11 protein-coding genes and 1 pseudogene are annotated in these 16252 nt (G+C 47.8%); 6 read left to right on the top strand and 6 right to left on the bottom strand.

Annotation, left to right across the window (positions count from 1 at the left end):
• Positions 1 to 4: 4 nt before the first annotated feature.
• Together LL912_RS05075 and LL912_RS05070 are read left to right on the top strand one after the other, a co-directional pair.
• Positions 5 to 1339: a rhamnogalacturonidase gene (locus LL912_RS05075; protein ID WP_235552475.1), complete on the top strand. Its 1335-nt coding sequence runs from the start codon at positions 5 to 7 to the stop codon at positions 1337 to 1339.
• Positions 1340 to 1398: 59 nt separating this feature from the next.
• Positions 1399 to 4086 carry a glycoside hydrolase family 127 protein gene (locus tag LL912_RS05070; RefSeq protein ID WP_235552474.1) on the top strand — a complete coding sequence of 896 codons (2688 nt, stop codon included), beginning with the start codon at positions 1399 to 1401 and terminating at the stop codon, positions 4084 to 4086.
• A gap of 202 nt (positions 4087 to 4288) precedes the next feature.
• Here the strand turns inward: LL912_RS05070 and LL912_RS05065 are convergent, their stop codons facing one another.
• The 4 genes from LL912_RS05065 to LL912_RS05050 form a co-directional block, all read right to left on the bottom strand.
• Positions 4289 to 5347 (bottom strand): glycoside hydrolase family protein, encoded by a 1059-nt coding sequence (locus tag LL912_RS05065; RefSeq protein ID WP_235552472.1) that lies wholly within the window; start codon positions 5345 to 5347, stop codon positions 4289 to 4291.
• A 125-nt stretch (positions 5348 to 5472) separates the two neighbouring features.
• Entirely contained in the window at positions 5473 to 6918 is a 1446-nt protein-coding gene (locus LL912_RS05060) for a pectate lyase family protein (RefSeq protein ID WP_235552471.1), read from the bottom strand.
• Positions 6918 to 7145, bottom strand: a complete 228-nt coding sequence (locus LL912_RS05055; RefSeq protein ID WP_235552470.1) for a hypothetical protein — start codon at positions 7143 to 7145, stop codon at positions 6918 to 6920. The genes LL912_RS05060 and LL912_RS05055 overlap by 1 nt, the downstream gene beginning before the upstream one ends.
• 123 nt (positions 7146 to 7268) lie before the next feature.
• Complete coding sequence (locus LL912_RS05050) at positions 7269 to 9416, bottom strand: hypothetical protein (RefSeq protein WP_235552469.1); 2148 nt, start codon at positions 9414 to 9416, stop codon at positions 7269 to 7271.
• A gap of 220 nt (positions 9417 to 9636) precedes the next feature.
• On the opposite strand from LL912_RS05050, the gene LL912_RS05045 reads away from it, so the two are divergent.
• A complete protein-coding gene (locus LL912_RS05045) occupies positions 9637 to 10767 on the top strand; it encodes a glycoside hydrolase family 88/105 protein (protein WP_235552467.1) in 1131 nt (376 codons plus the stop codon).
• Between the two features lie 349 nt (positions 10768 to 11116).
• On the opposite strand, the gene LL912_RS05040 is transcribed toward LL912_RS05045, so the two are convergent.
• Together LL912_RS05040 and LL912_RS05035 are read right to left on the bottom strand one after the other, a co-directional pair.
• Entirely contained in the window at positions 11117 to 11566 is a 450-nt protein-coding gene (locus LL912_RS05040; RefSeq protein WP_235552466.1) for a DUF6223 family protein, read from the bottom strand.
• Positions 11567 to 11631: 65 nt separating this feature from the next.
• Complete coding sequence (locus LL912_RS05035; protein WP_235552465.1) at positions 11632 to 12582, bottom strand: helix-turn-helix transcriptional regulator; 951 nt, start codon at positions 12580 to 12582, stop codon at positions 11632 to 11634.
• A gap of 275 nt (positions 12583 to 12857) precedes the next feature.
• Here LL912_RS05035 and LL912_RS05030 point away from each other — a divergent pair, with 275 nt between their 5' ends.
• The 3 genes and pseudogenes from LL912_RS05030 to LL912_RS05020 all read left to right on the top strand — a co-directional run bounded on the left by LL912_RS05030 (position 12858) and on the right by LL912_RS05020 (position 16226).
• The gene (locus tag LL912_RS05030; RefSeq protein ID WP_235552464.1) at positions 12858 to 14690 is read left to right on the top strand and encodes a sensor histidine kinase; all 1833 of its coding nucleotides are present in this window, start codon (positions 12858 to 12860) and stop codon (positions 14688 to 14690) included.
• 192 nt (positions 14691 to 14882) lie between these two features.
• A pseudogene (locus tag LL912_RS05025) lies at positions 14883 to 15404 on the top strand (helix-turn-helix domain-containing protein); the annotation flags it as partial.
• Positions 15405 to 15638: 234 nt separating this feature from the next.
• Positions 15639 to 16226, top strand: coding sequence for a Crp/Fnr family transcriptional regulator (locus LL912_RS05020; RefSeq protein WP_235552463.1), 588 nt, complete (start codon positions 15639 to 15641; stop codon positions 16224 to 16226).
• Positions 16227 to 16252: the final 26 nt, after the last annotated feature.

Here is a 16252-nt window from a genome sequence, read left to right as displayed (position 1 = left end):
AAACATGCAGAACAAAAAAACAATCATTTTTATACTGGTGCTGGTGCTTACGGTTCCTGTTTTAAAGAGCACGGCGCAACGCTTCCCCGATAGTACGCCTATACCTGCCTGGTTCTCTGATACGGCTGTCGCTGAGCTCCATACATTGGGCAAAAAGTACAACATTACAGATCATGGTGTAAGGAACGATAGTACAGTAGTCCAAACCGGGCATATCCAGGCAGTGATTGACAAAGCGGCCGGCGAAGGAGGGGGCGTTATTATCATCCCGAAAGGTGTTTTCCTCAGCGGTTCCCTGTTTTTTAAGCCAAAAACACATTTATACCTGGAGGAAGGCGCCACCCTCAAATGCAGCGATCGTATCGCCGATTTTAAGGTGGTTACCACCCGGATCGAGGGACAGTCATTGAAATATTTCGCAGCCCTGGTGAATGCCGACGGGCTGGACGGGTTTACGATTTCGGGCAAGGGTACCATTAATGGCAATGGACTGAACTGCTGGAAAGCATTCTGGCTGCGCCGCCAGTGGAATCCTGAATGCACCAATATGGATGAGCAACGCCCGCGGCTCTTATTTGTTTCAAACAGCAGGAATGTGCAGGTTTCAGGGGTACAGTTGCTGAATTCGCCGTTCTGGACTTCGCATTATTATAAATGTGAGAACCTGAAAATCCTGGGGGTTCGGATCTTGGCAGGTACCAATAACGGATTCGAGGTACGCGCCCCAAGTTCCGATGGGATCGACCTGGATGTATGCCGGAATGTGTTGATAAAAAATTGCTATATATCGGTCAACGATGATGGTGTTTGTCTGAAAGGAGGCAAGGGGCCCAAGGCCGACAAGGATGCCAGCAACGGTGCCAACCAAAATATTATTGTGGAAGACAATATCTTTGATAACTGCCCTTCATTAACGCTGGGGAGTGAATCGGTTTTTACACACAATGTCATTATGCGGCGCTGCACCGTAAAGAACACATCGCACGTGCTGCTGCTGAAGATGCGCCCCGATACACCGCAACAGCATGAATACGTATTGGTAGAGGATATTACCGGTACGGCACGCAATTTTCTTTCTATAAGCCCCTGGACACAGTTCTTCGATCTGAAAGGGCAGCCGGAACCCCGGTCTTTTGCTCGTCATATTACCATGCGCAATTGCCGGGTGAGCTGTAATACGTTTCTTAACATTAAATCCTCCAGGCAATACACCCTATCCGATTTTATCTTGGAGCGGCTGCGCATGACCGCTCCGGAGGGGACCGATACCGCATTGGACTTTATTAAAAACCTGCAGTTGAAAAATATAACGGTGAACGATAAACAATGGGGCAGGTGAGGATTGGGTAAAATAATTTTTAAAAAGATGTATTTATGTTTTATATGAACGGTCAGTATATGAAAAAAAGTATCTGTGTATGTTGGCTGATGCTTGTTTGGATACCCGTTTGCCTTGCGCAGCAGAAGGGGCCGGAACGGCATAACCTGGCGATGATAGCAATGCCCTCCGGGTCGGGGGACGATTTTTCGCATTTGTATGATGGTGTGATGCCCGTAAATAAGGGCGACCTCGCTCCGGCCGGGCATGGCGGATCATCCCGTCCGGAGGTGCAATGGGTGCAATACGAGTGGAAACAGCCGGTGGCGATAGAAGAGATCGCCTTGTACTGGCACAATTTTAACGGCCGTGAACCCATACCCGCAGCGTACCGCATTCAATACTGGAATGGTAAGGGTTTTGTGCCGGTGAAGAATGTTACGGGACTGGGACTAAAGAACGACGTGTTCAATCATAGCCGTTTTGATGAAATAAAAACCACCCGCCTGCGGCTGGAGATAGATGCCGCTTACCGGCAGGTGCCGTCGTTGCAGGAATGGGTGGTTTACCAGGTCGAAGGTGCCGCCTATCCGCCGCTTGTGGATGCGGGCATCGACCGGAATGTAATGTTAAATGGGAAAACATATCTTTCGGGTAGCGTACGGTCATCAACACCGGTTCAAAAGATTGTATGGAAAAAGTTATCAGGCCCGGGAACGGTTACTTTCAGCAATGCGCAGGATAAAACAGGTACGGCCGTTTTCTCCGCCACCGGCGATTATGTGCTTTCTCTTGAGGCCGCTTCCGGCAAGCTGCAGGCCAGATCTTCCATAAAAGTAAAAGTGGTCTCACCGCCACCGGCCCGGCGCCTGGATGTGGTGTATACACGCCGTTATAGGGTAGATCATCAGTTATGGAGCGACCGGGTCAAAGCACTGATCGTTAGCTGGATTCCCTTTTGTATCGATCAATGCGAACGCACCGATCTGTCCGTTGGAAACGGAGGTATTGATAATTTTATTGAGGCCGCAAAAGCGCTGCGTGGAGCGCCGCACGGACCGCATAAGGGCTACGTATTCTCAAATGCCTGGGTGCACCAGACGGTGGAGGCGATGTGCGAAGCCCTTATGGTGGATCCGCAGGGTGACCAGGAGATGATTGCAGCCCAGCAGAAAATGCAGAAAACCCTGAACCGGTGGATCCCCATCATCCTGGCGGCGCAGGAATCCGATGGCTATCTGCAAACGGCCTTTACATTGCGCGATACCAACAGGTGGCATAACCGCTGGTCTCCGGAGGGGCGGGGGAACCATGAAGGATATGTGGCGGGGTACTTTATTGAATCGGCGATCAATCACTACACGCTTACAGAGGGTAAGGACAAGCGCCTGTACAATGCGGCCAAAAAACTGGCGGATTGCTGGGTCGCCTACATTGGTCCGGGCAAAAATGCCTGGTACGACGGACACCAGGAAATGGAGCAGGCCCTGGTGCGGTTTGGCCGGTTTGTGAATGATATGGAGGGACATCAAAGCCATGGAGACAGCTATATTAAGCTGGCCCGGTTCCTGCTGGATAACCGCAATGGCGGAAGTTCTTATGATCAGAGCCATGTACCGGTGCAGCAACAGTATGAAGCTGTAGGACATGCGGTGCGCGCCACCTATAATTATTCAGGCATGGCAGATGTGGCCGCAGAAACCGGTGATGTGGATTATCAAAGTGCGGTAATGTCGCTTTGGGACAATATGGTGAACCGGAAATATTATATCACCGGCGGAATCGGAAGTGGTGAAACCTCCGAAGGTTTCGGTCCTGATTTTTCATTAGGCAATGATGCTTACTGCGAGTCCTGCTCCAGCTGCGGGCTCATATTTTTTCAGTATAAGATGAACCTGGCCTACCATGATGCCAAATATGCAGACCTTTATGAAGAAACGATGTACAATGCCTTGCTGGGGTCCTTATCGCTCGATGGCAAATACTTTACGTATACGAATGCGCTGTCTACCAGTCAGCCAAGATACGCCTGGCATGTGTGTCCCTGCTGTGTAGGCAATATTCCCCGCACGCTGCTGATGTTGCCCACCTGGACCTATGTCAGGGGCGAACAGGGACTTTATGTAAACCTTTTTGTAGGAAGTACCATCAAAGTGGATCAGGTTGCGGGCACAGACGTAGAGATGATACAAAAAACAGATTACCCCTGGAGCGGAAAGGTTCGTATTACGGTAAATCCGGATCAAAAAAAAGCATTTACGATTTATATCCGTGTGCCCAATCGCAGCACCAGCAAACTGTACAGGGCCGTGCCCTTGGTGCAGGGGCTGAAATTCATGTCTGTAAACGGCAGGATGATTGCTTCAACAGTGCATCAGGGTTACGTGGCGGTTACCAGAGTATGGGAAAAAGGAGATCAGATCGACCTGGAATTGCCAATGGAAATACAACGCGTAACCGCTGATGCGCGCATCGCCGCCGATAAAGGGAAGGTGGCGCTTCGTTATGGCCCGCTTGTTTATAATGTGGAAGCCGCCGACCAGGATATCAAAAAAACGATCAGTAACGGGCCGTTGAGTTTGCAATGGAGACCCGATCTGCTACGCGGCGTTATGGTGATTAAGGGGAGCTGGACAGATGGATCGCCGTTACTGGCGATCCCCAATTATAGCCGGATGAACCGGGTGGCGGCAACACCCCTGCCGGCAGAAGATGCCGCGCGGGAACCCCTGAGCAAAATCTGGATCCCGGCCCATACATCAGAATAAATCGGAACAGGTATTGAGATGTAAATAATAAATGTGATCAGGCCCATCCATTACCGGGGTGCTGTGCTTGCCTTCACCGCTGGGATGGCAGCGCCGATCAGACTGTAAATGCCGGTCTTTGACCCGCCCGGCTGTTTGCGCAAACAACTGCAGGGACGCTTGGAAAAAGACGATCGGTCTCAAAGCCAGGGGCATTTTTATATCAGGTGATTTTAAAAATAAACGAAGAGGCGGTATGGTATTTTCCTCCCTGGCTGGTAGTGAACAGGTGTGTGGGTTTCCCCTTTTGCAGTAACAGTTGTGGCCGTTCAAAACGGCCATAGCGCTTAAGGTGGGGTGGGGCCGGTGGTTGTTGCAGATATCGCTCTGCCCCGTAAAATGCAATTTTAGGCTTGCCCCATACCATACCGTTCCGGGAAGTAAGGATGATGCCGCATTCATGATTGTAATACCCCATATCCCTTGCAATCATATAAAATGTATTGCCCTGTTGCCATATAAAAGCATCCTCCAGTTGTGCGTTGTTCCCTCTTTTTGAAAAATCAACAATGGGATTGCCTTCATATTTTTTGAACGGGCCTTCGGGCTGGTCGCTGAATGCCAGGCCGTATTTCCGGTTCCCTCGTACGGCGCCGGTTTGTGTTTCGTATTCCCGGGTATTCCAGGATTTGTAATAAAGCCAGTACCGGCCATCCGGGTGCTGGATTACGGAAGGGTTGGTGGTACAATGGTCATCCCAGCTGCCTTTCCGCCCGGGCTCCAGCAGGGGGTGGTCCATGCGTTCCCAGGGCCCATCCAACGTATCCGCCACGGCCAAACCGATCCGTTTGGTATTGGTTTTTCCGTTGGCATTGCCCATATAATACAGGTAGTACTTATTGTTGAAGGTAGTAATAAAGGGATTGTGGCAGGTGGTTGCGTCCCAGTAACCCGGGCGGGGTTGCAGTACGGTACCCCGCACCTCATATGGACCTTCCGGCTTATCTGCAACGGCATGCACGATCTCCGATCCGTTAATCCAGCCACTCATCTTTTTGGCTGCATTCCATCTCGAAAAGAATACATGCGTTTTGCCGTCGGGGCCCGTAATGGGACTGTTACACCAGACATAAAAACCTTCCAGCTCCAGTGCCCGCCCCAGGGGTTTGAGGTGTTTACTGAATGCTGAAGGCGCAGGACCGGAAGGCATCAGGCCTCCGGTATGAATACACACACCGGCACTTAAAACCGAAAGTTGTTGTACGAATGTTTTGCGGTTCAATGTAACACTGTTTTTTGAAAGGCCCTAACAAGCTGTTTCCCGGGCTGCTTGAATCACGCCCGGCAGTTTTAGCGAACAACTGCCTGCAGGTTGTCAGGGCCAAAATTAAGAAGATTTGATCGCGGTCATTTACGCACGAGCGCATTGATGTACACTTCGATATTCAGGTAACGCGGATCTGCGCTGTTTGGCTGCAATGCGTCGCGGACGGCGGCATTCAGCCCCAGTTTCTTTTCCCAGCTATCCGGGATGCCATCTCCATCACTGTCTTTGTGCGGACTGGCATAGGGGAAATCGCCCAGGCCGCCATTGACTAGGGGCAGGTCGGATTCTGTATACACATACAGGCCTGCTGTGCCCAGGGACTGCAATTCCGCAATCAGTAATTTGTCTACATCATCCCGGTGTGGATACAGGGCCCCGGCGTTTTTTGCTACATATTTAAATGCATCGGTTGCAGACAATACAGGGGTGCTGTAGGGATAAGCGTAGGGCACCGGCATAAAATTGCCGGGCTCCAGACCCGGATAACCGGTTGAATCCGGGGACACTTCTGTGCCATCCAACAGGCCGTTCTTGTTCCGGTCGAAATAGTTGCCGGCTGTGTAAAGGTAAAAGGTGCCGGTTCCCCTTGAAAACGGCGTGGGTTCGTCGGGAGTAAGCGGCCCCTGTATAAAATAATTGTTTATGATATTGACATTGGATACACCTTCCGATCCACCCATAATATAGGCTTCCCCGGAAACGGTGTGGCCCTTGGGATTGCCCAGGTTGCCCCAGTTGTAAACGATATTGTTTACGAACTCATTAATGCCTTTTACTTTTGGATTCCGGGTCTTATTGCTGGCATAAAGGCATTTGAGAATGCTGATCCTCCCATGTGTCTGGATCAGTCCGCCGGCAGAGTGATTTACTTTGTTAAGCCCCTGGGCAACGATGCAGTGCTGCAGTGTAATGCTGTCGGGCTCGATATGCTTATTATCCCAGTTGATGGAAAAAACTTCATCCTGGCCCCAGGTAAAGGAAACATGATCAAAGATCATATGCTTTCCATTGGCGATTCCCGAAGCGTCATCGCTGCGGGAGGAGCCGGCATTGGAGCCCAGGCGGATGCGCAGGTTGCGCGCGATGGTATTGCTGGCGCCGGTAAAGGAAACCTTCCTTCCATAAATGACCACGCCTTTGCCGGGAGCGGTTTGCCCGGCAATCGTTGTATTGGGGGCTACGGCCACTGTCGATTTTAACCGGATGATACCGGTAACGGCAAAGACCACGAATCGTCCGGGCTGGCTCACGGCGTCCCTGAATGAACCGGGGCCGCTGTCTTCCAGGTTGGTAACGGTATAAACAGCGGGGTCGGTTGCTCCCCGGGCGCCTGTGGCAAACCGGCCAAAGCCTTCTGCCCCGGGGAATGCCGGAGTTCGTTCATTGGCCAACGCTGCAGGACTAAGGACCTGTTTGCTGCTTCCGTTAGGCAGCGGAACGGGGTTATTGACAACTGATTTCTGACAGGAGCAGATCAGAAATGCCAGGATGGCCAGACCTGCATTTTTAGAAAGCCTGTGTTTCATTAGATATTGTGTTTGCATTTGGTATATTTTAAATTAGGAAATGCGTCGGACGCGGATGGGAAGGTGCAACGGATGGGTGTACCTGTATTGGTATACGGGTAAACGTATTCGTTATGAACGGCAATCTTTCCGGTGATGGGGAATGTCTGTGTAAATGTATGGTTCGTGAACACAAAGGATACTATCGGCAATGCGAGGCTTCGCGCAATCATTGAGTTTAGGGTCATATGGTTCGTTTTTAATGGAACCATACTAAAATAAATCAACTAAAACCGGTGATCATCCTGCTCCATCCTGCGCAAACGATTGCGAAGCAAAATTTTTTGTTAAAAAGACAATTATTTTAATGGTCAGGGCATTTTTTTTAACCCTTCCCACTTCACCATCCATTGTCCGTTTTGTGGAATGCCCGGAAGGACCCGGGTATTGTAATCATACCCGGCGCACATCATGGCAATAGCTGCAAGCAAACCTCCATTGCCGGGAAGATATAAGGTAAGACGCTCATCCTGATAATTGTGTCCGTTGGGTAAATAGGTATTGGTAGGTATGGGCATCAGTAAGGCATCGATCGCTTTTTCCGGCATTCCAAGACGGGTAGCGGTCATTGCGGTCATGGGAAAATCCCAGCCCCAGGTGTCTTTCCAGCTCCAGTTGTTCCAGATCCAGTCAAAGGTATGCTGCATGATCTTTTTGTTAACACCGGCGGTTTCAGGTAACATGCCCAATGCTCCGAAAACGGACGGGTGGTCCGTTTTATATTCCGGGTTGGTATAAGAATCGGCAGCACTTTCCGTAAAAAGATACTTATCACCTTGTACGGGAAGTGCTGAAAGTTGCTGCAGCACCCGGTCCCAGTTTTTTTCACGGGGAAGTTTCAGGCGCGCGCGCCAACGCTGCGCCACCTGTAAGCCCCATCGCCAGTAGGCCAGTTCATAAGTTGGATTAAAGGTTTCCTCCGCTTTAAACCGTTCCTGCGCTGCAATAATGCCCTTGCCCAGGATATAGCGTTGTTGCAGCGTATCGTAATAGGGAAAAGAGGCCATAAAATCAGCTGTGGCAAATACAAGGTCCTTGTATTTGTTCAGCGTTTGAATATCCGGGTACGCCCGGTAACAAAGCTCCGAAAAATAAATAAAATGCGGCTGCTGCCATACGAGGAACGCGCCCACAGAGGAAGGGCTTTCACGGCCTTCATTGTCGGTCATCTTTTGCCAGCGCAGTCCCCGGTATCCCTGCCTTTCAGCAATCCGCCGGGCTCCGCCTGCGGCTTTCGCATACCACGCAAGCGTTTTTTCGAGTAAGGCCGTACGTCCCCATAATGCAAAATGCACGCCGTGCCACCAGTGCATTTCCATATGGGGTTTGCCATACCAGCTGTTATAGGTAAGGCCGGTTTCCTGGGGAGGGTTATTGCCCGCGCATTGAATTTTGGTAAGATACTGAGACAGGATGATCCTGCGTTCCAGTTCCGCTGCCCTGGGATCGGTGCTGCCCGAAAAATCAACAGCTCCTCCGCTTTTCCAGAATTGTGCCCATTGCTGCCGGTTGTTCGCCGCGGTTTCTGAATAGGAAGGGGTGGGTGCTGCCTGGCTTCCGGAACGGAATGCACAGGTAAATTCGAAATGATCGCGATGCTGCGGTGTCAGCAGGTAATCGTGGGGTGCTTTTGCAGCTATTGTAGCGGCTCCGGTCCATGTAGTGGTAATCGTATAGATTGTGGTATCCAATGTATGCCGGATCACTGAACAGTTCTTTGAAAGGCCGGTCAATACAGACTGGTGCTTTTGTTCTTCGTTCCAGTGAGTGCCCATATCGGCCCATGTACCGGTAGGATAGGGCAGGCGGATGCGGATCCGGAGACGGCCCTGTGTCAATAAGGTGGAGCGAACCTGTACGGCAATGGCGTCCTGTTGCTGATGACAAAAGGTGGACACTGTTACCGGGATACCTTCTACCATAAAAGAAGACGTGATGGCTCCGGTCCACATATTCAATTCTTGCGTGATGTTGCGGATATCGGTGATTCGGGCAGGTGCGCCGTTCCGCAACCGGATGTCGAACCCGATATTGCCCAGCTGCAGCCGGTGCAGGTTTTGCCGGAAGTAGTCGGCTGCCTGATGATGAGCCGGCGGACCACCGCTCCACTGCACTGCATATAATACGTCCCTTCCGTTAAGCTGGTAAGACTTTAGTGCGTCCCGGAAGGCATAATGCTGCGTATTGGGAAAACTATGCCAGCCCCATTCGCTTTGCGTTCCAAGTGGCACGCCCCTGGAATAAACTTCAGGAAATGTTTGCAAACCCGTAATATCCGTCGTAAAAGCAAATGCACCGTTACCTACTGAAAGGGAAGACAGCGTATCTGCTGTTTCAACGCGTACCGTATGCCGCTCGACCAGTTGTTTCCTGTTGATGCTGCCCCGGGGTAGTTGCTGGGTCTTTGCTAAAAACGGAATTGCGAATAGCAGGAACAGGAATTGAAGCGCTCTTTTCATATGCTTGGGAATCGTAGGGACTTTTGAAAATAGCTGATACAGAAATCAAACGTTTCAGCAAGTGCAAATGTACCAATTCCGGTAAAACAACAATCCTGCTCCTTCCTGCTGCAGGCAGCCGCATCGCTTGTTTGCTTTGCGTTTCAGGACACCACAGGATGGCGCTGGCATTGGCCTGCTGTATCTTAGCAATGATTCAAACGCATAAAATTATCTTGCCATGAAACGAACCGGTATTTTAATTGTATTTTTGACTTTTTTTTTGAATATATGTACGGTTGAAGCACAGCGGCTTCCCTCAAAAAAGCAACTGTTAACGGTGTTGCGGCTTGCCAACAACTATTTTATGAACGAATGGCCTGACCCCGGGAAACCCGTGGTCACCAATAAGGAGCGCCCCAGCAATTTATGGACACGTGCCGTTTATTACGAAGGATTGATGGCCCTGTATGCGATCGATCCGCAAAAAAAGTACTATGAATACGTGGTTAACTGGGGTGAAAAACACCAGTGGGGGTTGTGGGGAGGTACCGGTACAAAAAACGCAGATAATCAATGCTGCGGGCAAACCTATATCGATCTTTACCAGATCGATAAAAAAAGCGAACGCATCCGGGATATAAAGACCTGTATAGACCGCGTGGTGGAAAAAGATGGAAATGAGGCCTGGAGCTGGATCGATGCCATACAAATGGCCATGCCGGTATTTGCCAGGCTGGGAGCGGTATACGGCGATAAGAAATATTCTGACAAGATGTATGCGCTGTATGCGTTTACAAAAAACAATCACGGAGGAAACGGGCTTTACAACAAGGAGGAACATTTGTGGTGGCGCGATAAAGATTTCGTTCCGCCCTACAAAGAACCCAACGGCCGGAATTGTTACTGGAGCCGGGGGAACGGCTGGGTCTTTGCAGCCCTGGTAAGAGTGCTGGATATTTTACCCAAATCGGATCCGCATTATAACGAATACCTGCAGGACTTTAAAGATATGGCTGCGGCGTTGTTAACGGTACAACAGCCCGATGGCTTGTGGACCGCCAGTCTGCTTGACCCTGGTCATTACGGTGGAAAAGAGATCACCGGCAGTGCTTTATTTACATACGGTTTTGCCTGGGGAGTACGCCGTGGGATCCTGGACCGGAGCCGGTACCTGCCGGCCGCTTCAAAAGCATGGAATACCATGGTAAGAGATGCGGTACATAAGAATGGCTTCCTGGGCTACGTGCAGGGAACCGGTAAAGAGCCGAAGGATGGCCAGCCGGTAACTTATGCTAGCCGGCCTGATTTCGAAGACTATGGTTTGGGATGTTTTCTGCTGGCAGGTAGTGAATTGTACCGGTTGCGATAACCGCATGCATAGGGCGTTTTAAGAGTAAAAGATCCGGTAGGGCAGTTTCCTGGTATCGGCTGAAATATCTTTCTGAACTAAATAAAGAGCCGGGTATAAATGAAGAACTGATTCGCCGGGAGTTGTGTATCTGTTAGACTTACAGGAGAAGCGGCTGAAACCGGAATAACCGGGACTAAAGATCTATATAATGACCAAACGCCGATATGGTATGGCCAGATGCCGGCAGTTGCCCGCGACTGGTTTGTTGGGTATGGCTAAAAGCAAACCGTATCGGCCAGGCGATGGTATATTTATAATCGTATGCTATTTGTTTGCCTGTTTGGTAAAATTATGGCTAACCAAGCGGCTACAGGCGTTCGTTTTGTAATAAACGTAGGATCCGCCCTCCAAGCATTACGCCGATAAGTCCCAACAGCAGCGCAAAAATTGAACCCGCCTTTCCGCTGCCCGATCCAAAGACAGCGCCGGAAGTAATGGCCAGATGAACAATACCAAAAATGATCGCAAGCAAACCGAATAGTATAGCCGTCTTTGCGCTTTTTTTTGTTGGCCGTTTTTTAGCCCGCCAGCCGGAAATGATACTCATCAAACCCAATAGCCCTTCTGCCAGCGCAATAGCTCTCGGAGCCGTAAGGCCTTTAACATAATTGGCCGCTTTGTGAGCTGTTTTGCTTGAGTCATTGGTCAGGTTCATTTTATCTTCTGGTTGGTTGGTTTGTGAAAACACTTTCACAGTTGAGCCAACTATAAATACCATGAATAAGCAAGCCGGGATAACGCGTAAAATAACCTTCATTACAATACTATTTTAGCGTAAAATTAAAGTTAGCGTATGAGGCAAATTTGTATAAAAACGACATTTTATATTTCAAAGTCGACCGTCCCTCTATCGGATGCTGATATTGTTTGCGCATTAAAATAGGCCTTAGGAGTCTGATTGGAGAACTTTTGGAAATCGTGCGTAAAATGTGCCGGGTCGTAGTATCCGTATTCATAGGCAATATCGGTCAGCGATTTGTTCTGAAAGGCTTTTCCAAGAAGTGAATTGAATTTTGCAATCCTTAAAAATAATTGGGGACTAAAGCCGGAAAGTTCCTTAAACCTTCGTTCAAATTGCCGGAGCGATAAAAAGTTCGTTTCTGCCAGCGATCGTACGGAAATTTCCGTGTAGGCGTTTGAAATTGCTTTGATCGATGCGCAAATAGTGTTGTAGGCAGTTCGAATGTTTTTTAAGCGCGCCTCCAAAAAATCACACACCAGGGTTAACCGATGATCATTGTTTGTGGCCAGCATCATTTTTTCTTCAAGGATTTCTCCCTCTTTACCGCAAAGCGTTTTTATATCTACAGACTGGTTCGTGAGCTCATTTGCGGGCACAGAAAAAAGCTGAGTAAAGGCATAGGGATATAAGTAAAATCCAAAGATGCCAAAAGCTGCGTTAGATACAACTTTACTGAAGGTATGCGTTTGCCCATAGACTCCTGAAATCAGTTTCTGTTCCTCTTTAAACCCGGATTGGTGCCGGAATTGACCTTTGTAGCAAAACAGGACCTCAGGACAGTGATGAGCAAATGCATGATGAATAAATGGTCTGTCTGTTGAAACATCCGTTTCCAAGAACCAAATAAACCTCACATAGTCGGCAAGTTGCTGTGGCGGACGCATCACCTTGTAATCCATTTTATTCTGTTTTATTCTGTTTATTCCATTTGATACAAAACCTCCGTAGTGGAACGACTCAGGAAAATATACTTGATGCATCAGGACACTAACTTCGAATGCCGATGCTGCTATTTCAACAGCCAGCTCCATGTTGGCTCTGTATAACCGCAATCACTAAATTAAATTAATTATGGCTAAAAATTATATAATAATACCTGTTTGCACAATATTATAGTATTCAATTAATTAAATATTTTTTCTTTTCTTTGCGCCTGGGATAAAGCCATTTAAGCTGCTTGTGTATGCCGTCAGCCGAACTTAAAAAATAAAGTAATATTTTAACAATGAAGGTTTTATTGAACCCGCTTCTGTCGATCAAGAAAATTGATAGCGTTTCGATTTTCAATAGGCACAGGTTAAAAAGGATGCTGATCATTTTTTTTCTATTCCATTTTATTTCGCCGGCGGTATATGGTGATAATGTAAAAGATTCAGCCCGGAGAGCAATCTCAAGGATCGATCAGGCCTATGCGAGCGGTCGTATCGAAAGAAAAGTGTATCTCGATTCTGTTTACGCGACGGTAAACTTGCTGCTGTCAGCCAACATTAACTTTACCAACAAAGAAGCTGTTGAACTGTTAAGGCAATACCGAAAAACAATATGGGAGGAGGAAAACACCTATGAACAGAAGCGCAACTATTACGCTATTTTAAGTTCCCAGGCCCATATGGCCAGCCGTATGGGGGAAAAGTTGTACTACACGGAGAAAATTGACAAACTGGAGCGTGCTGCCAATCACAACAGGCCTTCACTTTCAGCTTTATCCTCCCTCGCCTCATATTACGAAGTAGTTAATTCGCCGGAGAAAATAATTGCACTTTATGAAAAATCAAAGACCTATATAGATACCATACCACAGCTGGCCAGAAAAGAGCCCATGACCGGGAAGAACCTGGGTCAGGCTGTCATTTTTCTTTATTTTACCGCAGCTGCTTATTACGATCTCGGGCAGATAACCAATGGCGATGCTGCAGCTGCAGTAATGCAGCAAATCATTCGCATCACAAAAGAAAAATACGGCACAGACAACAATTTAATGAGTGCCCTCGGTCATGTGCAGACCCTTACTGCTATTAAAGGGGCATCTGCAACAAAAGATGCCAGGAAACAGTGGAAAGCCATACAACAGTTGGAGGCGTTACGGAACAGTGCAACAACGCCTCAGGAACGAAGAAACCTTATTGACATCAATCTTAATTTCTGGAAACTCAACTATTTTTTAAAGCAGCGCAACCGCGACAGTACGGCCCGTTACCTTGAGATTTATGGGCGCGTTATAGAAAACGGCAGAAAGCCCTACCTGCTGTTCGAGTATCAAAACTACAAAGCACAAGCACTGTATAACCAGGGGCTTTTTAAAGAAAGTGCCGATACGTTGACGCGGGCGATAGCAATCCTCGACTCGTCCCGTTCGCTTATTGCACAGGACGTAGATAACATACTGTATGCACAAGCGGCGGCAGAGGAAAAACAATTTTTACTGGAAGAAGCCTCCGTAAAGCAGAAAGCAACCGAACGCAAATTAATGCTGACAGGTTTGGCGCTCGGGCTTTTATTGTTGCTGGGTGTTTTTATAATACGATTTGCTCGTCACAGGCAGCAGTCCCGGTTTTTAAAGTTCAAAATGAACCTTGCCCGTAATATACACGATGAAACCAACCCGGCTCTTTTGTATGCCAAGGCCCTGGTGCGCTCACAGGCAACAGGCAACAGCAGCGAAAAGGCCGAACTGGAAAAACAGATCGATCATACCATGGTGCTTATCCGCAGTCTGTCGCATGATCTCAGGTCAGATCGGCAATATACCATTGCCAGCCTCATTGAGGATACCGGACAGCTATTGCGGAAGCTAAATTCCGACAACAGTTTTATTTATTCCATTGGAAAGCCATTGAATGAAAAACGCTTTATCAGTCATTACCAGTACGCTGAACTAAAAGCAATTTTAAATGAATGCATTACCAATACGATTAAACATGCCGAGTTTAGCAAAATTGAAATGGCTTTTGAACAAAATAATAACCGGCTTACTATTACTTATAAAGACAATGGCAAAGGTTGGGATGGCGGCAAAAAAAGCGAAGGTATGGGGCTGAAAAATATTGAAGAACGGATCAACGGCCTCAACGGGGATTACAGCATACGGAATCAGCACCCCAACGGGTACTCGATACAGTTATCTGTATTGTTAAGATAAATTCTTCAGCAATAGCGACGATATCAGTTTTGAACACAAGCGCCAATGGGCGCCTCGTGAATAAAGGCCCGCAAACCGAAATCTTTAATGCCTGCTGTGAAATAAATTGAAATAGTTTTGATTTGATTTGACAGTTTGGGATTAATTTTAAGTAACCCCCACTTAATATATTAATTAACCCCAAAAAGCCAGATTATGAATTTAGAGATTAAGTTAATCAAATCCCGCGTTGGATTATTCAATTTAGCGGAACAATTAAACAATGTGATCCGCGCCTGCAAATTAATGGGTATAAGTCGGGATAGCTTTTATCGCATCAAACTACTTTACGAGTCCGGAGGCGAGAAAGTCCTTCGTCAATTCTGCCTTTTGTCAGTTAAGGGCCAGTAATGAACTGCGCCGGGAAGGGATTTTTATTTCAGCAGCAGGTGTTCGGTGCGTTTGGCAACGTAACGATTTATAAACGTTTGAAAAACGCTTGAAGGCATTAGAAGCCCGGATGGCTCAGGAAAGCCTGGTGTTAACAGAGGCCCAGATGATGGCTATGGAATGTAGACGGAAAAGCAGTAGGCTCATGGCGAAATAGAGACGGAGCACCCGGGTTATCTTGGCTCCCAGGACCCCTACTATGTTGGAACGATCAAAGGTGTTGGGCGTATTTACCAGCAGGCCTTTATCGACACTTATAGCCGGGTAGTCTTTGCAAAGCTTTTTGCATATTTTTTTGATTGCCTGGCCTCATGATGGGGACAGGTATCCTTCACCTGTAAGTTGTTGATAAATATCATCCTTTGAAAGGACGGTCATACGAGCAGCTGGAACGTTTTATTGAATATACAGTAATTATTAGCTTCGAATGTACAATAGTTCTTAGATTTGGATGCGGGATTTAAGTATGCAATCCATAGATAATTAAGAAGAAAATAAAAGGACCAAAAGAATTACGAAATGCATGATGTATTTGAGAACTACCTATCCTCAACAGGACGATTATCAGCCGGGGAAATCGATTTTTCGAAGCAATTCTTCAAACCGATCCGCTTAAAAAAAGGTGATTTTTTTATCCGTGAAGATGAATTCTGCCGTCATATTGGATTTATCGCCGGCGGTGCTGTAAAAGCATATGCTATCGACAAAGAAGGAAGAGAAAATATAACCTGCTTCAAATTTGAAAATGAATTTGTCACCTCGTTTCCGGAGTTTGTGGCGCAGCAAAAATCCAGGAGAAGTATCAGCGCTGTAGAAGATAGTGTCATCTATAGGATAAACTACCCGGACTATCAGTATCTGCTTGCTCAGGTGACCGCCTGGAACGAAGTTATAAAGTCGGTGATGGAGCAGGAGTATAACCAAAAGGAACGGTATCTGCTGAATTACAATAACAGGTCGGCTGTGGATAAATACCGTCATGTTCTGTCTGACGAACCGATACTCATTCAGCGCATATCGACGCAGGATCTGGCATCATACCTGGGCATCACGCAGCGATCGCTTACGCGGGCAAAAGGACAAATACACAGACCCAACGGATTATAGGACAAATGTCCTTATCCGGTCCTGAT

It is taken from the genome of Niabella agricola, assembly GCF_021538615.1.
In the GTDB taxonomy this organism is placed as follows: domain Bacteria; phylum Bacteroidota; class Bacteroidia; order Chitinophagales; family Chitinophagaceae; genus Niabella; species Niabella agricola.
Note: the sequence above shows the minus strand (reverse complement) of the source record. Positions and strands in the feature narration are given on the sequence as shown.